This window comes from Streptomyces rishiriensis, assembly GCF_030815485.1.
In the GTDB taxonomy this organism is placed as follows: Bacteria; Actinomycetota; Actinomycetes; order Streptomycetales; family Streptomycetaceae; genus Streptomyces; species Streptomyces rishiriensis_A.
The window spans coordinates 6,824,180-6,843,892 of record NZ_JAUSWV010000002.1 but is presented as its reverse complement, the minus strand read 5'-3'; the positions used below and the strand labels follow the sequence as shown (position 1 = coordinate 6,843,892).

The following is a 19,713-nucleotide window of genomic DNA, read 5'->3' as shown; positions in this document are numbered from 1 at the left end:
CGCTGCCGCCGCCGCTCCCGGCTCTGCTCCTCAGCCATACTGCTCCTCGATCGCGGCCGAGACGATCGTGGTGACCGCCTTGAAGGTACGGATGCCCTCGTACATGGTGCCGCTGGTGTACGCGATCTTCCGCTCGCCGATGCGGGCGACGCCGGGCACGACGGTGGCCGCCATCGCGAGGTGCTCGGCGTCGAACTCCACGGCGACCGTGAACGGCCCGTCGGCAGACGGCTCCTGACGGACCGCCAGCCGCGTCGCCTCCTTCGCCGCAGCCCGGATGTCGGCGGCGGTGCGGGCCGGGGCACGGCACACGGCCGCATACCGGGAGACGTGGTCCTTGACCGCGACCTTCAGCGCCTCCGGCGCGTAGCCGAGCGCGTCCTCGCAGGCCACGTCGTCACCGGTGACGAGGATGACCGGCACCCCGTACTCGGCGACCACCCGCGCGTTGAGCAGCCCCTCGCTGGCCCGTACGTCGTTGAGCCAGACGCCGGTGAGGGAGTTGGCCAGGTAGGTGTGGGCCAGGACGCCCTCCATGCCGGCGCCCCCGTGATAGCCGACGAAGGCGATCCCGTCCACGTCCCCGTGCTGGACGCCCTCCACCATGGAGAGGGACTTGTGCCGGCCGGTGAGCATCTCCACCCGCTCGTCGAGCTGCTCGAGGAGCAGGTTGCGCATGGTCGAGTGGGCCTCGTTGACCAGGACCTCGTCCGCCCCGCCGTCGAAGAAGCCGAGAACGGCGGCGTTGACGTCCGAGGTGAACATCGACCGGCACCGCTGCCACTCCGGCGTCCCGGGCATCACGTCGGCCGGCCAGGTGACGCCGGTGGCGCCCTCCATGTCGGCGCTGATGAGGATCTTCACGTCCGGCCCCGTCCTCTCAAGGAAACCCGAGCCTATCGGGCCGTGCCCCGGTTTTCCGGGGAGCGACTCCACCCCGCACGGGAGGGTGACGGCGGTCATCTGCCGCGGGCGGCCACCTGCCACTTCGAGGGCAGCTCGATCCGCGAGCCGTCGGGCGCGAACTCGGTCGTGACGAGCGGCAGCTCGCCGGAGGCGAGGATCGTGAGGCCGGCGGTGCGCAGATATCCGGGCACCGCGTCGTCGGCCACTTCGCCGGGGGCGATGCCGTGCCGGAAGACGGGCGCGAGCTTCGGCGGCGGACCGGAGGGACCCTGCGCCAGTCCGCCGAGGACGGGACGGGCGGCCTCCGACAGTTCGACGAGGAAGAGCCGGCCGCGCTCCCCCAACAGCGCGGCGATCCCGTCCACCAGCGGCTGCCGGTCGCCGGGCTCGCACTGGTGCAGGACGCCCCTCATGTAGACGTTGGCGTCGCCGAGTTCGGCGTGCAGCGTCTCGGCCGCGCCCTTCTCGCCGGCGTCCAGGAGCCGGTACGCCGCCTGTCCGGCGGGGTCGGCGCGGCGGGCGTGGTCGAGGGCCGCGGCGGACAGGTCGGCGCCGACGACGTGCGGGAAACGGTCGGCGAAGTACCGGGTCTGGGTGCCGTTGCCGCAACCGAGGTCCACCAACGCCATCGCGGGGTCGACGAGGTGGGGTTCGAAGAGTGCCAGGTGCAGCGCGGCGGTCACCTTCGGATCCGCGTCCCAGAACACCTCGCCCGGTTCCTCCGGGGCCTCCCGCCAGAAGCCCTCCCACGCCTCCCGGTACCGACTCGTCACGCTCATGCACAACTCCCCAGGACGCACAGCCGATCCGTCGTGAGTGACGGGCGAGTACGGTCTATCGCTCCCCGGCCGGTGCGACAAGCGCGGCGCGTGTTCCTTCACGCCGCGTTCGAGATCCGCCCGCCGTGCGGTACGCCTCCTGGGCCGCGCTCAGCGCCCCGTGGAGCGGCGTGGCAGCGTCAGCTCGAACCACACGGTCTTCCCCGCGCCCGTACGGCTGGTGCCCCACTCGCGGGCCAGCGCGCTCACCACGCGCAGTCCCCGCCCGGCCTCGTCGCCCGGCCCGGTGCTCAGCAGGGTCGGCAGTTCATGGCCGTCGTCCTCGACCTCGCACAGCAGCGTGTCGCCGCGGACGAGGCGCAGGGCCACGGGGCTGCGGCGGGAGTGCCGTACGGCGTTGGTGACGAGCTCGCTCACCATGAGGGCGGCGGCGTCGGCGAGCCCGGCCAGGCCCCAGTCGTGCAGCTGTTCGCGGACCACCGCGCGGGCTCGGCCGACCTCCGCCGGATCGAGGGGGAACCGCCCTTCGCAGACGTCGTCCGGCCCGATGCCGTTGAGGCGCGCCATGAGCAGGGCCACGTCGTCCTTGCGGCCGCCGCGGGTGTTGAGGGCGCGGATGATGGTGTCGCAGGCGTCGTCCATGGAGGCGGCCGGATGGGCGGCGGACTCACAGAGGGTCGCGAGCCCGACGCCGATGTCCTCGCCGCGCACCTCGACCAGCCCGTCGGTGCACATCACCAGCCGGTCTCCCGGGTCCACGCGCACGCGTACCGCCTCGAAGGGCACCCCGCCGACCCCGATGGGCGCTCCGGTGGGCAGGTCCAGGAGTTCACTGCGGCCGTCGACGGCACGCACCAGCACCGGCGGGATGTGTCCCGCGTTGGCCAGGTGGAGCTCGCCCCCGATCGGGTCGTAGACGGCGTACAGACAGGTCGCGAGGTAGGTGTCGCCCAGCCGTTGCGCCAGGTCGTCGAGAGCGCGCAGGAGTTGGGCGGGCGGCAGATCGAGGGCGGCCATGGTCTGTACGGCCGTCCGCAACTGGCCCATCATGGCGGCCGAGTTGAGTCCGTGGCCCATCACGTCGCCGACGACGAGCGCGGTGCGCGCGCCGGGCAGCTTCACCGAGTCGAACCAGTCACCGCCGACCCGCCCGAGCAGCGTGCCGGGCAGATAGCGGGTGGCGATGTCCAGGCCCGCCATGCGCGGCGGAATGTGCGGCAGCATGCTGTCCTGGAGGGTCTCGGCGACGCTCTCCTGGTAGGTGTACATGCGCGCGTTGTCGAGCACGAGGCCCGCGCGGGCGGCGAGTTCGGCGCCGGTGACCCGGTCCATGTCGTTGAAGAGGGCGCGCTCCGGGTGGCGCAGCAGGATCATGAAGCCGAGGACGACGTCACGGGCCTTGAGCGGGACGACCAGCATGGAACGGCCGGTGATCAGGGGCCGGATGTCGCGCTTGTCGAACTGCGAGGCGATGGCGTGGCCCAGTTGCTCGCTGATGCGCGGCACGAGGACGGGCTGTCCGGTCGTCATGCACTGGAAGAACGGGGTGTGCGCGGGGAACGGCATGGCCTCGCCGACGGGCACGACGTCGTCCCAGCGACCCGGTTCGTCGGTGTGCTCGAGGGCGACCCGGTGCCACATGGTGGTCGTGTCCGGCACCCCGTCGGGGAACCCCTCCCCGGCGACGACCTGTTCGCGCAGATAGGTGCCGGCGACGTCCGTGAAGCGCGGGACGACGGCTCTGCTGACCTCGAGGATGGTGCGGGAGAGGTCGAGGGAGGTGCCGATCTTCCCGCTGACCTCGTTGAGGAACTCCAGCCGCTCACGGACGGCGACGTACTCGAGGTCCTCCCCGTCGTCGGCGAACTCCTGGGGTATGGGAGCCCCTTCGGCGGCGGCGCGGGCGGCCCGCTCGCGGCGCTCCCTGCGCTCGACACGTCGGGCCACGCCCCAGTCGGGGGTCACGGGCACTCGGTCGTTCTGACTGAACTCAAGCACCGGGTAACCGAGTTCGAGGACCTGCGCGACGATGCGCGCACTCTCGTCGACGCTCATGCTGGGCAGGATCTCGGGCAGCCGCCGGGCGAGTTCCGCGGCGCCGGGGAAGTCGGTGTGCAGCGCGAAGGCGGGCGCGATGCGTTCGACGGCCAGTGGGTCGGCCGGTTCGTCCCGGTGCAGCCCCGCCGCATCCGCGGCCAGCACCAGCAGCCGTTCCGTACCCGGCCCGACCAGCGGGTACGCCCACCACAGGACGTCCACCCGACCGCGGTCGCGGTCCAGTCCGGGCACGGTCAGGCGGGCCCGTCCGGCGGCCGGGTAGCCGAGGCCCCGGTCGAGGGAGGAGTCGAGGCCGGGCCCGAGTCCGTCGTAGGCCGCGTAGCCCCCGTAGCCGTCGTAGCCGCCGTCCGGAAGATCGTCGTCGGGCTCGGGGAGCGCACCGGAGACGGGGAGCAGATCGATCGCGGGCCGGCCGATCGCCTCCTCCTTGACGACGCCGAAGATCCGGCGTGCGCCGGTGCTCCAGTGGGAGACGAGTCCCTCGCGGTCCACCACGACCACGGCCAGGGGGACGCGCCCGGCGTCGGCGGGCCCACCGCCGCCCTCCGGGCTGGGTGGGTCGGCCGCGCCGCCCCCGGTTCCGCGGCTGGGAGGTACGTCCCTCTCGGTGCCACGGTCCATGGCCCAGGCCCTCTCTCCCCAGAGCTGTGCAAGATCTGTTCCGCCGTCACCACCGTACGGCGCACGTCGGTCGGCATGTGCGGCAATCCTCGAATTGGTTTCAGCGGCGCGCGCCGGGGTACGCCGCACGTCCCGGCGCCCTTTCCCGACCCGGTCAGTCCTCGTGACCGAGCTGGAGGTCGCGTTCCGTGCGTCCGCCGCCCGCCACTTGCAGGACGGTGGCGACCGGCGGGTAACCGGCGGCGATGACGGTGTACTCGCCGCTGGACTGGTCGACGAAGCGGAAGGCGCCGTCGGGCCCCGTGGTGAGCGAGTCCACGACGTTGCCCGCCGCGTCCAGGAGGGTCACGCGCGCGTCCTCGACGGGCCGCCCGCCGGTGGCCCGGACGGTGCCGCGCAGCAGGGCGCCGCGGGTGAGTTCGACGTCCTGCCGGGTCTCCCGGGCGGCCTGGACGCCGACCGCGACGGCGGCCGGGCGGAAGGCGGGCGCACCGGCGGCGAGGGTGTACTCGCCGGCCACGAGGTCGGTGATGACGTAGCCGCCCTCGCGGCCGCTGCGGGTGCTGGCGACGACCTCGCCGTGGATGTCGGTGAGGGTGACGGTGGCCTCCCGCACCGGGGAGCCGTCGGCGGTCACCACGCTTCCGGCGAGGCGTCCGGCGCCGCCGAGGACGACGTCCAGTTCGACGGGGCGCTCGCCGACGGTGACGGAGACCGCCCGCGGCTGGTGACCGCCGGCGGCGGCGATCAGGACGTACGCCCCGGAGCCGGGCGCGGCCAGCGCGAACCGCCCGTCCTCGCCGCCGGCGTCCCGGCCGATCTGCTGTCCGGTCACGTCGATGAGTGTGAGCGCCGCGCGGGACACCGCCGTCCCGTCCGGGTGCCGCACCGTGCCGCGGACGGGGACGCCGCCGGTGAGCGGCGCGGGCAGCGTGAGGGTCCGCGGGCCCGCCGTGTCGCCGGGCCCGGCTTCCGTATCGGCGCCGGCGTGGGACGGCAGGGGTTTCTCCTCGAGGAAGAAGGCGATGACCAGGCCGAGGAGCAGCACCGGCACGAGGTAGAGGAAGATCCTCGGCATGGCGTCGGCGTAGGCGCGGATGTAGGGGTCGCGCAGCTGCGGGGGCAGGGCGTGGACGAGTTGCGGCGTGAGGGACTCGGGGTCCGGCAGGCCGCTGTTCGCGCGCGCGGGCAGCCGGGTGCGCAGGGCGTCGGTGAGCCGGTCGGCGAAGAGCGTGCCGAAGACCGCCGCGCCGACGCTGCCGCCGATCTGCCGGAAGTAGTTGTTGGCGCTGGTGGCGGTGCCGAGGTCGGCGGGGCGCACGGAGTTCTGCACGGCGAGCACGAGGACCGGCATCACCAGTCCGATGCCGGCGCCGAGGACGGCCATCCAGAGGCTGTACTGGAGCCGGGGTGTGTCGACCTCCAGCCGGGACAGCAGCCACATGCCGAGGGCGGCCAGGGCGCTGCCGAGCACGGGATAGATCCGGTAGCGGCCGGTGTGCGTGATGAGCTGTCCGGAGAGGACCGAGGCGCCGACGATGCCGCCCATCATGGGCAGCATGAGCAGCCCGGACTCGGTGGCGGTGGCGCCGTCGACCATCTGGAGGAAGGTCGGCAGATAGCTCGCGGCTCCGAACAGCGCGACGCCGATCACCAGACCGACCAGTGCGCTGACGTTGAACACGGAGTCCCTGAACAGCCGCAGCGGGATGAGGGGTTCGGCGGCGGCGTGCTCCACGGCGAGGAACAGGGCGGCCGCGGCGACCGCTCCCGCGCCGAGGCCGAGGACGACGCCGGATCCCCAGGCGTACCGGGTGCCGCCCCAACTGGTGAGCAGCACGAGGCAGGTGGAGGCGGCGGCGAGCAGCAGGGTGCCGAGGACGTCGAACCGGGGCTTGGCCGTCGGCTTCGGCAGCTTCAGCACGACGGTGACGACGGCGAGGGTGAGGAGGCCGAAGGGGACGTTGATGTAGAAGCACCAGCGCCAGGAGAGATGGTCCGTGAAGTAGCCGCCGAGCAGGGGTCCCGCGACCGAGGCGAGGCCGAAGGCGGCGCCGATGAGGCCCATGAACCGGCCGCGCTGCCGGGGCGGCACGATGTCCGCGATGATCGCCTGGACGCCGATCATGAGTCCGCCGGCGCCGACGCCCTGGACCGCGCGGAAGGCGATCAGCTGGTTCATGGTCGCGGCCCGCCCGGCGAGCGCGGAGCCGATGACGAAGACCACGATCGCGAACTGGAAGACGCCCTTGCGGCCGAGGAGGTCGCCGAGTTTGCCGTAGACGGGCAGTCCGACGGTGACGGTGAGCAGGTAGGCGGTGATCGCCCAGGACATCCGGTCCAGGCCGTGCAGTTCGCCCACGATCTTCGGCAGGGCGGTGGCGACGATCATCTGCTCCAGGGCCGCGAGGAGCAGTGCCAGCATCAGGGAGAAGAAGACCAGTCGCACCCCGCGTCCGCCGGGTCGCGTGGGGCCGGCCGGCGCCGGCGGCCGGTCCTCCGGGGCAGGTGCCGTGACCGGCTCGTCCTGTGCCGTCATGGTCCCGCCCATGTGCCGTTCCCCTCGTCGCGCCTGACCCACAATTCCCGCGTAAAGCGACAACTACGAGCAAGCGCGACGAGTTACGGCGCCATCCCGGTCACAAGAGAGAACCACTCGAACCGGTGAAGGGAGTCAACGCGCGCGGAGCGCAAGGGTGTTGATCTACTTCTCGACCTCCGCGGCGAGGTTGGCGAGGATCAGGTCGTAGATCCGGTTGAGGCCCTTGGGCGCGAACGTCCTCTCGAAGAAGCCGCCGACGCCGCCGGCGCCGTTCCAGGTGCTGGTCACGACGACGCGCGACCTGCCCTCGCCCGCCGGGGTGACGCGCCAGACGGTGACCATCGAGGAGTTGCGGTCCTTCTCGACGAGCTCGCCGTCGGTCGGCTCGGCCACCTCCAGGAGGCAGTCACGGACGCGCTTGCTCGTGGCCTGGAGCTTCCAGTGGACGAGGGTGCCCTCGCCGTCGCCGCCCTCGCGCACCTCGTACTCGCTGAAGTGCTCGGGCAGCAGCTTCCCGCGCGCGCCGCTGTAGTCGGCGATGGTGTCGAACACCTTCTCAGGGTCCGCGGCGACGACCCGCTCGGTGGTGGCCTCGACCTGCGCCATGGGGTTCCTCCAGGTCCGTGTTGTTCAGGGTTGTTCGGGGTTCCTCAGGTTCGGGGCAAGCCAACCACCCCGGTCCACGGCCGCCCAAATCGGGGTCCCGGAAGCGATCGCGGGGCGATCGGAAAGAGCTTCCGAAAGACCCCTCGCACGATCATGGGAACACATGTTCTATTGTGGGGGCAGTGCTACCGAGGAGGCGTCATGCGCTGGGACAACCTCACCGTGGAGGCCCGCCACGACCGGCCGGCCGATGCCGCGCTGTTCGCCGCGGACGCGGTCACGACCAGGACGTTCGACACGCCCGAGTTCGCCGGCATCACCTTCCACGAGATCCGGGCCCGCTCGATCCTCAACCGGGTGCCGGGTGCCTCCCGGATGCCGTTCGAGTGGACGGTGAACCCCTACCGGGGCTGCACGCACGCGTGCGTCTACTGCTTCGCCCGCAAGACGCACAGCTATCTCGACCTCGACACCGGCACCGGATTCGACACCCAGATCGTCGTCAAGGTGAACGCGCCGGACCTGCTGCGCCGCCAGCTGGCCTCGCCCCGCTGGCACGGGGAGCACGTCGCGATGGGCACGAACGTCGACTGCTACCAGCGCGCGGAGGGCCGCTACCGGCTGATGCCGGGCATCCTGGCCGCCCTGCGCGACCGGTCGAACCCCTTCTCCATCCTGACCAAGGGCACCCTGATCCTGCGCGACCTGGACCTGCTGCGGGAGTCCGCCCGGACCACCGACGTCGGCGTCTCGGTCTCCGTCGGCTTCATCGACACCGAGCTGTGGCGCACCGTCGAGCCGGGCACGCCCGCCCCCGAGCGGCGCCTGGACGTGGTGCGGACCCTCACCGACCACGGGATCGGCTGCGGGGTGCTGATGGCGCCGGTGATCCCGTTCCTCGGTGACGAGCCGGCCCAGCTGCGCGCCACCGTGCGGGCGATCGCGGCCTCCGGGGCCACCTCCGTCACCCCGCTCGCGCTGCATCTGCGCCCCGGCGCCCGCGAGTGGTTCATGGCCTGGCTCGGGCAGCACCACCCCTCTCTGGTCCGCCGGTACGAGCGGCTGTACGCGGACGGCGCCTACGCCCCGAAGTGGTACCAGCGACGGATCACCCGTCAGGTGCACGAGCTGGCCGAGGAGTACGGGATCGGCCCCACGCGCGCGGGGATGCCGCGCAGGATCCCGCGGCCCGAGCCGGTGCAGGAGCCGGCCGGGTCCGGGCCGACCCAGCTCTCGCTGATCTGAGCGCGTTCGAGCGCATCCGGCGACCCGAAAGGGTCAATCGACGCCGGAACAGGTTCTGCGGGACGCTGTTCCCGGGACGATGCGGCGAGGGCCGTGACCTGTGCGGTCCGACCACCTCCGGCCCCTCCGTCGCCTCGGGAGCACTCCATGAACCAACGCGCAGCCGTGCTGTGCGCTGCCGCCGTCGTCGTGGCCGGGACGGTCACGGCCGTGCCCGCCGGCGCGAGCCCTTCGCACTCGCCGGAGCCGGCCCGCGCGGCGCTCACCTGGAAGGGGTGTGGCACCACCGGGCAGCCGACACTCCAGTGCGCGTCCCTGAAGGTGCCGCTCGACCACCAGCGGCCGAGCGGCGAGCAGATCACGCTGGCGCTGTCCCGCGTCCCGCACACCGCGAAGACGTACCAGGGCCCGCTGCTGGTCGACCCCGGCGGCCCGGGCGGCCGGGGACTGAGCCTGGCCGGGTTCGTCGCCTCGGCGCTGCCGAAGGCGGTGTCGGCCCAGTACGACGTCATCGGCTTCGACCCGCGCGGGGTGGGCAAGAGCACGCCCGCGCTGGACTGCGCCCCCGGCCACTTCGCCTCCGTGCGCCCGGACTCCGTGCCCAGCACCGAGGCGATCGAGGAGGCGAACATCGCCCGCGCCCGGTCCTTCGCGACGGCCTGCGCGAAGAAGTACGCGCGCGTGCTGCCGTACATCGACACGGTCAGCGCCGTACGGGACATGGACGCGATCCGCGCCGCGGTCCGCGCGCCGCGGCTGAACTACTTCGGCTACTCGTACGGCACCTACCTCGGCGCGGTGTACGCCAAGCTCTACCCGCAGCGGGTACGGCGCCTCGTCCTGGACTCGGTCGTCGACCCCACCGGCGTCTGGTACGAGGACAACCTCACCCAGGACCTGGCCTTCAACGACCGGCACCGCGCCCTGATGGCCTGGATCGCCAGGTACGACAAGACGTACGGGCTCGGCACCGACCCGGAGCAGGTCGAGACCAAGTGGTACGCGATGCGGGCGGCCCTCGCCGGGAAGCCGGCCGGCGGCAGGGTGGGCGCCTCGGAGCTGGAGGACACCTTCCTGCCCGGCGGCTACTACAACGGCTACTGGCCCCACCTGGCCGAGGCGTTCGCGGCATACGTGAACCGCAAGGACACCGAGCCGTTGGTCGAGGCCTACGAGAACTTCGCCGCCGTCGACACCGCCGGTGACAACGGCTACAGCGTCTACACCTCGGTGCAGTGCCGCGACGCCTTCTGGCCGCGCGACTGGGACGAGTGGCGCACGGACAACTGGTCGGCGTACGCGAAGGCGCCCTTCATGACCTGGAACAACGCCTGGTACAACGCGCCGTGCGCGTTCTGGCCGACCGGGCCGGTGGGACCGGTGAACCTCACCAACGGCGAGCTGCCGCCGGCCCTGCTGTTCCAGGCGACGGACGACGCGGCCACTCCCTACGAGGGCGGTGCGACGGTCCACGCGCTGCTGCGCGACTCGAGCCTCGTCGTCGAGGAGGGCGGCCAGAACCACGGCATCACGCTGAGCGGGAACACCTGCCTGGACAAGCATCTGGCGGCGTACCTGGCCGACGGCACCGTGCCGCGCGGGACCGGCGGGGTCGACGCGGTGTGCAAGGCGCAGCCCGACCCGAAGCCGCCGGCCGCGAAGGTCGCCTCACGCACCGCCCACGGCTCGACGCTGCACGGGCTGCTGGGGTTCCGTGGCTGAGCGCTGACCGCGACCCGTCGGGGGCGTTGTCGGACCCGTGGTCCACCATGGACGCATGAGCGAACCGACCAGGATCACCGCCCCCGACGGGGTCGCCGCCGCGGCCCAGTACTCCCATGTGGTGATGGGCACCGGCCGTTTCGTGGCCGTCGCCGGTCAGCTCCCGCTCGACGAACACCGCAGGCTGGTCGGCGAGGGCGACCCGGAGGCCCAGGCCCGCCAGGTCTTCGAGAACCTGCGCCGCTGCCTCGCCGCGGCCGGCGCGACCTTCGACGACGTCGTCAAACTCACCTATTTCGTCACAGACATGGCCCATATGCCCGCGATCCGCGCGGCCCGCACCGCCCACATACCCGACGACCGCCTCCCGGCCGCCTCGGCCGTGCAGGTCGCCGCCCTGATCCACCCGGACTTCCTGATGGAGATCGAGGCCTTCGCGGTGCTGAGCGCATGACGTCCGCGCTCGTCGTGCGGCCCATGGCGCTCACCGAGGTGAGCCGCGTCTCCGAGATCCGGGTCCGCGGCCGGCAGAGCGCCTACCGGGGTCTGCTGCCGCAGTCGTACCCAGGAGCCCTTCGAGGTGCAGGGCGTCGCGGCGCCCGAGGTGCGGCACCTCGCGCACCTGCCCGTCTGACACGGCCGCCCGACACGGCCCGTCCGGCACCGGCCGCCCGCTGCCCGTCGGCCGGTGGTCCTCACCTCTGCGCGGGGATGCGCGCCAACGCGTGTACGGCCGCCTCCGCCAGGGCGGGGTGGGCCAGGGCGTCGTTGAGTACCGGTCGGGCGCGGTCGTCGGCCAGGGCGCCCAGTCCCTCCACGCAGGCGAGGGCCACCCGGCGGTAGGGGTCGTGCGGGCGCAGGCGTCGCCGCAGAGTCGTGATCAGCGCGGGGACGGACTCGGGTGCGCGCAGGTCCACCAGCAGCCGGATCGGGTGCAGGGCGTAGGCGACGCGCAGTTCGTTGGTGGCCAGGGCGGCCGCGGCACGGGCGGTGCGGGGATCGTCGAGCCGCGACAGGGCGTGGGCGGCGGAGGCGCAGCGCGGCGGATCGCGGTGGTTGAGCAGCAGGACGAGCGCCTCGAACGCGCGCCGGTCGCCCGCGCACCCCAGCCGGAACGCGGCCAGTTCGCGGGCCCAGAGCGGCCGCCCCGACTCGGTGAGCACGCCCGCCAGTTCGTCGTGGTCCGCGGTACGCGCCAGCCGCTCGTACGCCGCCGTCGCGCCGGACTCGCGCCGTAAGCGCTCCGTGAGTGATCGCAACTCTTCGTCCATGGACCGAGCCTAGGGGCTGTACCGTGCGCTCGAACACGAACCGGGCACCCGGTCAGCCTCGTCGGCGACCGGCGTTCGAGCGGAACAGGTCACAGCCCCAGGGGCTGGCGCGCTCGTTACCCACCGGTTAAGCTCATACGAGCGAGTCAATCACTCGCTTCACCTCTCGTGGTGGCCTGGTGACGCAGTCGCCGCGAGAAGTCGGTTCGGTACCACCTGTACCGCTGTACGACCCGGCCTCGGGACAGGGCCGGTCGGATCCGCCGTTCGCTCCGGGCGTGTGCACGCCCTCGGCGACGGCTCCGGGCGTGTGCGCTCGTCAGCCCGGCAACACCCGCAACTCCTTCTCCGCACCCGGTGCGCCCGGGCCCCGCAAGGGCCGCTCGGCGCACCCGGGCGCGTTCCCAGTCGTCACCTCATTCCTGGAGTCCCGCGATGGCCGCTCCCCTGTCCGACACCCCTCTGTCCCCGCTCCAGACGATCGCCGTCATCGGCCTCGGCACCATGGGCACCGGCATCACCGAGGTCCTGGCCAAGGCCGGGCGCGAGGTGGTCGGCATCGACATCAGCGAGGCCCAGGCCGCGCGGTCGCTCGCCACGCTGGAGGCCTCCACCGCCCGCGCCGTGCAGCGCGGCCGGCTCACCGAGCAGGAGCGCACGGCGGCCCTGGCCCGCGTCCGCGTCTCCACCGATCTGCGCACCGCGGCCGACGCCGACCTCGTCATCGAGGTGGCGCCGGAGTCGTACGAGATCAAGCAGCAGATCTTCCGCGAGCTGGACGGGCTGGTGCGGCCCGAGACCATCCTCGCCACCGGCACCAACGCGCTCTCCGTGACCCGGCTCGCCGCCGACTCGGCGCGTCCGGAGCGGGTGTTGGGCCTGCACTTCTTCAACCCGGCGCCGGCCATGAAGCTGGTCGAGGTCGTCTCCTCGGTGCTGACCGCGCCCACCGCGGTCACCGCCGTCACCAACCTCGCCCTGGACCTCGGCAAGGAGCCGGTCGCGGTCGGCGACCGCCCCGGCTTCGTCGCCGACGGCCTGCTGTTCGGCTACCTCAACCAGGCCGCCGCGATGTACGAGGCCCGGTACGCCTCCCGTGAGGACATCGACGCGGCGATGCGGCTGGGCTGCGGACTGCCGATGGGCCCGCTCGCCCTGCTCGACCTGATCGGCGTCGACACGGCCCGTACGGTCCTGGAGGCCATGTACAGCGAGTCCCAGGACCGGCTGCACGCCCCCGCGCCGATCCTCAAGCAGCTCAGCGAGGCGGGCCTGACCGGCCGCAAGTCGGGCCGCGGCTTCTACTCCTACGACGCCCCGGGCAGCGCGACGGTCGTCGCGGACGCGCTGACGCCCCTGTCCGGCGCCGGCGGGGCCCCCGGCCGTCCGGTCCACTCGGTCGGTGTGGCCGGCTCCGGCACCATGGCCTCCGGCATCGCCGAGGTCTTCGCCAAGGCCGGCTACGACGTCGTCCTCGCCGCCCGCAGCGAGGAGAAGGCGCAGACCGCCAAGGCCCGGATCGGCAAGTCGCTCTCCCGCTCGGTCGACAAGGGCCGGCTGACCGCGGAGGCCGCCGCTCGGATCCTGGACCGGGTCACTCCGGCCGGCTCCTACGACGCCTTCGCCGACGTCGACCTGGCGCTCGAGGCGGTCGCCGAGGACCTGGAGGTCAAGCAGCAGCTGTTCGCGACGCTGGACAAGGTGTGCAAGCCCGGCGCGGTCCTCGCCACGACGACCTCCTCCCTGCCGGTCGTCGCCTGCGCCCGCGCCACCTCGCGCCCGCAGGACGTGATCGGGATGCACTTCTTCAACCCGGCGCCGGCGATGAAGCTGGTCGAGGTGGTGCGTACGGTGCTGACGGCCGAGGACGTCCACGCGACGGTCCGCGAGGTGTGCGGCCGGATCAAGAAGCACGCGGTGGACTGCGGGGACCGCGCGGGCTTCATCGTGAACGCGCTGCTCTTCCCGTACCTCAACAACGCGATCAAGATGGTGCAGGAGCACTACGCCTCCCTCGACGACATCGACGCGGCGATGAAGCTGGGCGGCGGCTATCCGATGGGCCCCTTCGAGCTGCTGGACGTCGTCGGACTCGACGTCTCGCTGGCGATCGAGAAGGTGCTGCACCGCGAGTTCCGGGACCCGGGCCTGGCCCCGGCCCCGCTCCTGGAGCACCTGGTGGCCGCGGGCTGCCTCGGCCGCAAGACCGGCCGCGGCTTCCGCGAATATGCCCGCCGCTGACGGCATCGGCGACCGGCTGCGCGCGCAGGAGGACTGGGGCGGGCTGCTCGACCCCGCCCTGGGGCCCCCGCCCGTCGAGGGCGGGGGATACCCCGGACACGCGCACCGAGCTGCGCACATGCAGTACGTTCGGGTCATGCCCCAGCCCGCCAGGTCCTCACGTACACCAGCCACGCCCGACGCGCCGGAGAGTGCCGCGGGCAGCCGCGCGGCAGCCCAGCGGCTCAAGATGCGCCGAGAACTGGCGGCCGCGGCGATGGAGCTGTTCGCGACCAAGGGGTACGAGGCGACCACCGTCGACGAGATCGCGGCAGCGGCCGGAGTCGCCCGCCGCACCTTCTTCCGTCACTTCCGCTCCAAGGAAGAGGCGATCTTCCCCGACCACGACGACACCCTGATCCGGGCGGAGGCCGTGCTCAACGCGGCCCCGGCGCACGAGCATCCGCTCGACACGGTGTGCCGCGGCATCAAGGAGGTCATGAAGATGTACGCGGCGCGGCCGGAGATCTCGGTCGCCCGCTACAAGCTGACGCGCGAGGTGCCCACCCTGCGCGAGGCGGAGATCGCGTCGGTGGCCCGCTACGAGCGCCTCTTCACCCGTTATCTCCTCGGCCACTTCGACGAGCACGCCCACGACGACGACGCCAACGACGATCCGCTGCTCGCCGAGGTCGCCGCGTCTGCCGTGGTCACCGCCCACAACCACGTCCTGCGGCGCTGGCTCAGGGCCGGCGGGCAGGGCGACGTCGAGACCCAGCTCGACCATGCCTTCGCGATCGTGCGGAAGACGTTCGGAACGGGCATCGGAGCGGGCCGCAGCAGCGCCGGCGCCCCCCAGCCCAGCCCGGCGGCGGTCTCCGCGCACGGCGAGGTCCTGGTGACGGTCGCCCGCACCGACGCCTCGCTGGACGAGGTCATGCGCACTATCGAGCAGGCTCTCAAGGAGCGCTGAGCACCCCTCCGCACCCTTTCTCCGCTGTGACGACGGCCACCCCACCGGGTGGCCGTTTTGGCATGTCAGAGCCCGTTTTCGCGCACATTTCAGGGCTCGTTCGATCGATCATCGCTCATGTGTTACGTAAAGATTTCAGCTGAGACCAAGTTCTGGCACTCAGTGCCTTGCGAGGTGACACGCGGTGTCATACGTTGAAGGTGTCCGGGCGGCCGGCGTGCAGAGACCTTTCGTACGTCGGCTGTCCCCGCAAACCACTGGCTTGCGCGCCCGGACGCCTGCGTCACAGGCAACCTCCCGCGCCACAAAGCGCTGCCGGACAGCACATCCGCCGAACCGACGGCACGTATCTCCTCAACCCTCAGCAGCACCGACGAACCCTCAGCGCCCCGCCCTCAGGGCGCTCACCGCCGGAGGCAACACCGTGACCATGCAGAAGATCCTGGACGCGATCCAGTCGCCGGACTCGACACCGGGCGACTTCGCCGCTCTGCCGCTCCCCGAGTCGTACCGCGCGATCACCGTGCACAAGGACGAGACGGAGCTGTTCGCCGGGCTCGAGACCCGCGACAAGGACCCCCGCAAGTCCCTCCACCTCGACGAGGTGCCCGTGCCCGAGCTGGGCCCGGGCGAGGCCCTGGTGGCCGTCATGGCCTCCTCGGTCAACTACAACTCCGTGTGGACGTCGATCTTCGAGCCGCTGTCGACGTTCGGTTTCCTGGAGCGTTACGGCAGGCTCAGCGAGCTCACCAAGCGGCACGACCTGCCCTACCACGTCATCGGCTCCGACCTGGCGGGCGTGGTCCTGCGCACCGGCCCCGGCGTCAACGCCTGGAAGCCGGGCGACGAGGTCGTCGCGCACTGTCTGTCCGTCGAGCTGGAATCGTCGGACGGCCACAACGACACGATGCTCGACCCCGAGCAGCGCATCTGGGGCTTCGAGACGAACTTCGGCGGCCTCGCGGAGATCGCCCTGGTCAAGTCCAACCAGCTGATGCCCAAGCCGGGCCACCTGTCGTGGGAGGAGGCGGCGGCCCCCGGCCTCGTCAACTCCACCGCCTACCGGCAACTGGTCTCCCGCAACGGCGCCGGCATGAAGCAGGGCGACAACGTCCTGATCTGGGGCGCCAGCGGCGGGCTCGGCAGCTACGCCACCCAGTTCGCGCTGGCGGGCGGCGCCAACCCGATCTGTGTCGTCTCCTCCCCCGAGAAGGCCGACATCTGCCGGGCCATGGGCGCCGAGGCGGTCATCGACCGCAACGCCGACGGCTACAGGTTCTGGAAGGACGAGCAGACCCAGGACCCGAAGGAGTGGAAGCGCTTCGGCAAGCGCATCCGCGAGTTCACCGGCGGCGAGGACATCGACATCGTCTTCGAGCACCCGGGCCGCGAGACCTTCGGCGCCTCGGTCTACGTCACCCGCAAGGGCGGCACCATCACCACCTGCGCCTCGACCTCCGGCTACATGCACGAGTACGACAACCGCTACCTGTGGATGTCACTGAAGCGGATCATCGGCTCGCACTTCGCCAACTACCGCGAGGCCTGGGAGGCCAACCGGCTGATCGCGAAGGGCAAGATCCATCCGACGCTGTCGAAGGTCTACTCCCTGGAGGAGACCGGCCAGGCCGCCTACGACGTGCACCGCAACCTCCACCAGGGCAAGGTCGGCGTCCTCGCGCTGGCCCCCGAGGAGGGTCTGGGTGTGCGCGACGAGGAGAAGCGCGCCCAGCACATCGACGCCATCAACCGCTTCCGCAACATCTGAGACACCCGGGGTCATAGATGACTGAGCGTCAGAAGGACCGGCCGTGGCTCATGCGCACGTATGCCGGTCACTCCACGGCCGAGGCGTCCAACGAGCTGTACCGGCGCAACCTCGCCAAGGGCCAGACGGGTCTGTCGGTCGCGTTCGACCTGCCCACCCAGACCGGCTACGACTCCGACCACGTCCTCGCCCGCGGCGAGGTCGGCCGGGTCGGCGTACCGGTGGCCCATCTCGGTGACATGCGCAGGCTGTTCCAGGACATCCCCCTGGAGCAGATGAACACCTCGATGACGATCAACGCCACCGCCATGTGGCTGCTGGCGCTCTATCAGGTCGTCGCCGAGGAGCAGGGCGCGGACGTCACCCTGCTCCAGGGCACGACCCAGAACGACATCGTCAAGGAGTACCTGTCCCGGGGCACGCACGTGTTCCCGCCGGGGCCGAGCCTGCGACTCACGACGGACATGATCGCGTACACGGTCTCCCACATGCCGAAGTGGAACCCGATCAACATCTGCAGTTACCACCTGCAGGAGGCCGGGGCCACGCCGGTCCAGGAGATCGCGTACGCGATGTCCACGGCGATCGCCGTGCTGGACGCGGTCCGGGACTCCGGGCAGGTGCCGGCCGAGAAGTTCGGCGATGTCGTCGCCCGTATCTCCTTCTTCGTCAACGCGGGCGTCCGCTTCGTCGAGGAGATGTGCAAGATGCGCGCCTTCGGCCGCATCTGGGACCGGATCACCCGCGAGCGCTACGGCATCGAGAACGCCAAGCAGCGCCGCTTCCGCTACGGCGTCCAGGTCAACTCCCTGGGCCTGACGGAGGCGCAGCCGGAGAACAACGTCCAGCGGATCGTCCTCGAGATGCTCGCCGTGACGCTGTCGAAGGACGCACGCGCGCGTGCCGTGCAGCTGCCCGCCTGGAACGAGGCACTCGGCCTGCCCCGCCCCTGGGACCAGCAGTGGTCGCTGCGTATCCAGCAGGTGCTCGCCCACGAGAGCGACCTGCTCGAGTACGAGGACATCTTCGAGGGCTCGCACGTCATCGAGGCGAAGGTCGCCGAACTGGTCGAGGCGTCGCTCACGGAGATCGAGCGGATCCAGGAGATGGGCGGCGCGATGGCCGCCGTCGAGTCCGGCTACCTGAAGTCGCAGCTCGTCTCCTCGCACGCCGAGCGCCGGGGCCGGATCGAGTCCGGGCAGGAGAAGATCATCGGCGTCAACATCTTCGAGACGACCGAGCCCAACCCGCTCACCGCGGATCTCGACACGGCCATCCAGACCGTCGATCCGGCGGTCGAAGCCCGGGTCATCGCCTCCCTCCAGAACTGGCGCGACACGCGCTACCAGCCGCCCTTCAACCATCCGCGCCCGTGCAAGGCGCTGGAGAAGCTGAAGGAGGCCGCGAAGGGCACCGCCAACCTCATGGAAGCCACCCTGGAGTGCGCCCGCGCCGGGGTCACGACCGGCGAGTGGGCCGGGGCGCTGCGCGAGGTGTTCGGCGAGTTCCGCGCCCCGACCGGCGTGTCGTCGGCGCCGGTGGCGGTCCCGGCGGAGGAGGGCTCGGCCATGGCCGACGTCCGCCGCAGGGTCGACGTGACCGCGAAGGACATGGGCGTCGGAAAGCTGCGCTTCCTGGTCGGCAAGCCGGGCCTGGACGGGCACTCCAACGGCGCCGAGCAGATAGCCGTACGCGCGCGGGACGCCGGCTTCGAGGTGGTGTACCAGGGCATCCGGCTGACGCCCGAGCAGATCGTGGACGCCGCGCTGGAGGAGGACGTGCACGCCGTGGGCCTGTCCATCCTCTCCGGCTCGCACGCCCAACTGGTGCCCGACGTCCTCGAACGGCTGCGTGTGGCCGGTGCCACAGACATCCCGGTGATCGCCGGTGGCATCATCCCGAATGGAGACGCCGAACGGCTCAGGGCTGCCGGCGTGGCCGCGGTCTTCACCCCGAAGGACTTCGACATCACCGGAATCATCGGCCGCATCGTCGACGAGATCCGGAAAGCGAACAAGCTCGACCCCCTGGAGGTCCCCGCATGACCGTCAACCGTCTGCGTCCCCGCCGCTCGTGTCTCGCGGTCCCGGGCAGCAACCCCCGCTTCCTGGAGAAGGCGCAGGGCCTCCCGGCGGACCAGGTCTTCCTCGACCTGGAGGACGCGTGCGCCCCGCTCGCCAAGCCGGAGGCGCGGCACACCATCGTCAAGTTCCTCAACGAGGGCGACTGGACGGGCAAGACGAGAGTCGTCCGGGTCAACGACTGGACGACCGAGTGGACGTACCGCGACGTCGTGACGGTGGTCGAGGGCGCCGGCCCCAACCTCGACTGCATCATGCTGCCGAAGGTGCAGAACGCCCAGCAGATCGTCGCGCTGGACCTGCTCCTGACGCAGATCGAGAAGACGATGGGCTTCGAGGTCGGCCGCATCGGCATCGAGGCGCAGATCGAGAACGCACAGGGCCTGAACAACGTCAACGAGATCGCGCAGGCCTCCCCGCGCATCGAGACGATCATCTTCGGCCCGGCCGACTTCATGGCGTCGATCAACATGAAGTCGCTGGTCGTCGGCGAGCAGCCGCCCGGCTACCCGGCGGACGCCTACCACTACATCCTGATGAAGATCCTCATGGCCGCCCGCGCCAACGACCTCCAGGCGATCGACGGCCCGTACCTCCAGATCCGCAACGTCGACGGCTACCGCGAGGTCGCCGGACGCGCGGCCGCCCTCGGCTTCGACGGCAAGTGGGTGCTGCACCCGGGCCAGGTCGAGGCGTCCAACGAGATCTTCTCGCCGTCGCAGGAGGACTACGACCACGCCGAGCTGATCCTGGACGCGTACGACTACTACACGTCCGAGGCGGGCGGCAAGAAGGGCTCGGCGATGCTCGGCGACGAGATGATCGATGAGGCCAGCCGCAAGATGGCGCTGGTCATCTCCGGCAAGGGACGCGCCGCCGGTATGCAGCGCACCGGCAAGTTCGAGATCCCGGAGGCCTGAC

The 19,713-nt window shown here is 71.4% G+C and carries 14 protein-coding genes; 8 read left to right on the top strand and 6 right to left on the bottom strand.

The window, feature by feature from the left end:
• Positions 1-30: 30 nt before the first annotated feature.
• The 5 genes from QF030_RS32800 to QF030_RS32780 form a co-directional block, all read right to left on the bottom strand.
• Positions 31-864 (bottom strand): M55 family metallopeptidase, encoded by an 834-nt coding sequence (locus QF030_RS32800; protein WP_307166186.1) that lies wholly within the window; start codon positions 862-864, stop codon positions 31-33.
• Between the two features lie 95 nt (positions 865-959).
• The gene (locus tag QF030_RS32795; protein ID WP_307166185.1) at positions 960-1,685 is read right to left on the bottom strand and encodes a class I SAM-dependent methyltransferase; all 726 of its coding nucleotides are present in this window, start codon (positions 1,683-1,685) and stop codon (positions 960-962) included.
• 150 nt (positions 1,686-1,835) lie between these two features.
• Positions 1,836-4,364 carry a SpoIIE family protein phosphatase gene (locus tag QF030_RS32790; RefSeq protein ID WP_307166184.1) on the bottom strand — a complete coding sequence of 843 codons (2,529 nt, stop codon included), beginning with the start codon at positions 4,362-4,364 and terminating at the stop codon, positions 1,836-1,838.
• Positions 4,365-4,518: 154 nt separating this feature from the next.
• Positions 4,519-6,915, bottom strand: coding sequence for an MFS transporter (locus tag QF030_RS32785; RefSeq protein WP_307166183.1), 2,397 nt, complete (start codon positions 6,913-6,915; stop codon positions 4,519-4,521).
• Between the two features lie 153 nt (positions 6,916-7,068).
• Positions 7,069-7,512 (bottom strand): SRPBCC family protein, encoded by a 444-nt coding sequence (locus QF030_RS32780; RefSeq protein WP_307166182.1) that lies wholly within the window; start codon positions 7,510-7,512, stop codon positions 7,069-7,071.
• A gap of 201 nt (positions 7,513-7,713) precedes the next feature.
• On the opposite strand from QF030_RS32780, the gene QF030_RS32775 reads away from it, so the two are divergent.
• The 3 genes from QF030_RS32775 to QF030_RS32765 all read left to right on the top strand — a co-directional run bounded on the left by QF030_RS32775 (position 7,714) and on the right by QF030_RS32765 (position 10,933).
• Positions 7,714-8,757 carry an Rv2578c family radical SAM protein gene (locus tag QF030_RS32775; RefSeq protein WP_307166181.1) on the top strand — a complete coding sequence of 348 codons (1,044 nt, stop codon included), beginning with the start codon at positions 7,714-7,716 and terminating at the stop codon, positions 8,755-8,757.
• A 147-nt stretch (positions 8,758-8,904) separates the two neighbouring features.
• Complete coding sequence (locus QF030_RS32770) at positions 8,905-10,479, top strand: alpha/beta hydrolase (RefSeq protein ID WP_307166180.1); 1,575 nt, start codon at positions 8,905-8,907, stop codon at positions 10,477-10,479.
• A 55-nt stretch (positions 10,480-10,534) separates the two neighbouring features.
• Positions 10,535-10,933 carry a RidA family protein gene (locus tag QF030_RS32765; RefSeq protein WP_307166179.1) on the top strand — a complete coding sequence of 133 codons (399 nt, stop codon included), beginning with the start codon at positions 10,535-10,537 and terminating at the stop codon, positions 10,931-10,933.
• 241 nt (positions 10,934-11,174) lie between these two features.
• On the opposite strand, the gene QF030_RS32760 is transcribed toward QF030_RS32765, so the two are convergent.
• A complete protein-coding gene (locus QF030_RS32760) occupies positions 11,175-11,750 on the bottom strand; it encodes an adenylosuccinate lyase (protein WP_307166178.1) in 576 nt (191 codons plus the stop codon).
• 435 nt (positions 11,751-12,185) lie between these two features.
• Here QF030_RS32760 and QF030_RS32755 point away from each other — a divergent pair, with 435 nt between their 5' ends.
• The 5 genes from QF030_RS32755 to QF030_RS32735 all read left to right on the top strand — a co-directional run bounded on the left by QF030_RS32755 (position 12,186) and on the right by QF030_RS32735 (position 19,712).
• Positions 12,186-13,991, top strand: a complete 1,806-nt coding sequence (locus QF030_RS32755) for a 3-hydroxyacyl-CoA dehydrogenase family protein (protein WP_307166177.1) — start codon at positions 12,186-12,188, stop codon at positions 13,989-13,991.
• A gap of 136 nt (positions 13,992-14,127) precedes the next feature.
• A complete protein-coding gene (locus tag QF030_RS32750; protein ID WP_307167769.1) occupies positions 14,128-14,943 on the top strand; it encodes a TetR family transcriptional regulator in 816 nt (271 codons plus the stop codon).
• A 430-nt stretch (positions 14,944-15,373) separates the two neighbouring features.
• Positions 15,374-16,711 carry a crotonyl-CoA carboxylase/reductase gene (gene ccrA, locus QF030_RS32745; RefSeq protein ID WP_307167768.1) on the top strand — a complete coding sequence of 446 codons (1,338 nt, stop codon included), beginning with the start codon at positions 15,374-15,376 and terminating at the stop codon, positions 16,709-16,711.
• Between the two features lie 17 nt (positions 16,712-16,728).
• Positions 16,729-18,756 (top strand): protein meaA, encoded by a 2,028-nt coding sequence (locus QF030_RS32740; protein ID WP_307166176.1) that lies wholly within the window; start codon positions 16,729-16,731, stop codon positions 18,754-18,756.
• The gene (locus QF030_RS32735) at positions 18,753-19,712 is read left to right on the top strand and encodes an HpcH/HpaI aldolase/citrate lyase family protein (protein WP_057606081.1); all 960 of its coding nucleotides are present in this window, start codon (positions 18,753-18,755) and stop codon (positions 19,710-19,712) included. The genes QF030_RS32740 and QF030_RS32735 overlap by 4 nt, the downstream gene beginning before the upstream one ends.
• The last annotated feature ends 1 nt before the right edge of the window (position 19,713 follow it).

What these genes read in the sequence shown, in the direction of transcription:
- QF030_RS32795 (WP_307166185.1), bottom strand. Translation starts at nt 1,685, where the DNA reads ATGAGCGTGACGAGTCGGTACCGGGAGGCGTGGGAGGGCTTCTGGCGG.
- QF030_RS32790 (WP_307166184.1), bottom strand. Translation starts at nt 4,364, where the DNA reads ATGGACCGTGGCACCGAGAGGGACGTACCTCCCAGCCGCGGAACCGGG.
- QF030_RS32785 (WP_307166183.1), bottom strand. Translation starts at nt 6,915, where the DNA reads ATGGGCGGGACCATGACGGCACAGGACGAGCCGGTCACGGCACCTGCC.
- QF030_RS32780 (WP_307166182.1), bottom strand. Translation starts at nt 7,512, where the DNA reads ATGGCGCAGGTCGAGGCCACCACCGAGCGGGTCGTCGCCGCGGACCCT.
- QF030_RS32775 (WP_307166181.1), top strand. Translation starts at nt 7,714, where the DNA reads ATGCGCTGGGACAACCTCACCGTGGAGGCCCGCCACGACCGGCCGGCC.
- QF030_RS32770 (WP_307166180.1), top strand. Translation starts at nt 8,905, where the DNA reads ATGAACCAACGCGCAGCCGTGCTGTGCGCTGCCGCCGTCGTCGTGGCC.
- QF030_RS32765 (WP_307166179.1), top strand. Translation starts at nt 10,535, where the DNA reads ATGAGCGAACCGACCAGGATCACCGCCCCCGACGGGGTCGCCGCCGCG.
- QF030_RS32760 (WP_307166178.1), bottom strand. Translation starts at nt 11,750, where the DNA reads ATGGACGAAGAGTTGCGATCACTCACGGAGCGCTTACGGCGCGAGTCC.
- QF030_RS32755 (WP_307166177.1), top strand. Translation starts at nt 12,186, where the DNA reads ATGGCCGCTCCCCTGTCCGACACCCCTCTGTCCCCGCTCCAGACGATC.
- QF030_RS32750 (WP_307167769.1), top strand. Translation starts at nt 14,128, where the DNA reads ATGCCCCAGCCCGCCAGGTCCTCACGTACACCAGCCACGCCCGACGCG.
- ccrA (WP_307167768.1), top strand. Translation starts at nt 15,374, where the DNA reads ATGCAGAAGATCCTGGACGCGATCCAGTCGCCGGACTCGACACCGGGC.
- QF030_RS32740 (WP_307166176.1), top strand. Translation starts at nt 16,729, where the DNA reads ATGACTGAGCGTCAGAAGGACCGGCCGTGGCTCATGCGCACGTATGCC.
- QF030_RS32735 (WP_057606081.1), top strand. Translation starts at nt 18,753, where the DNA reads ATGACCGTCAACCGTCTGCGTCCCCGCCGCTCGTGTCTCGCGGTCCCG.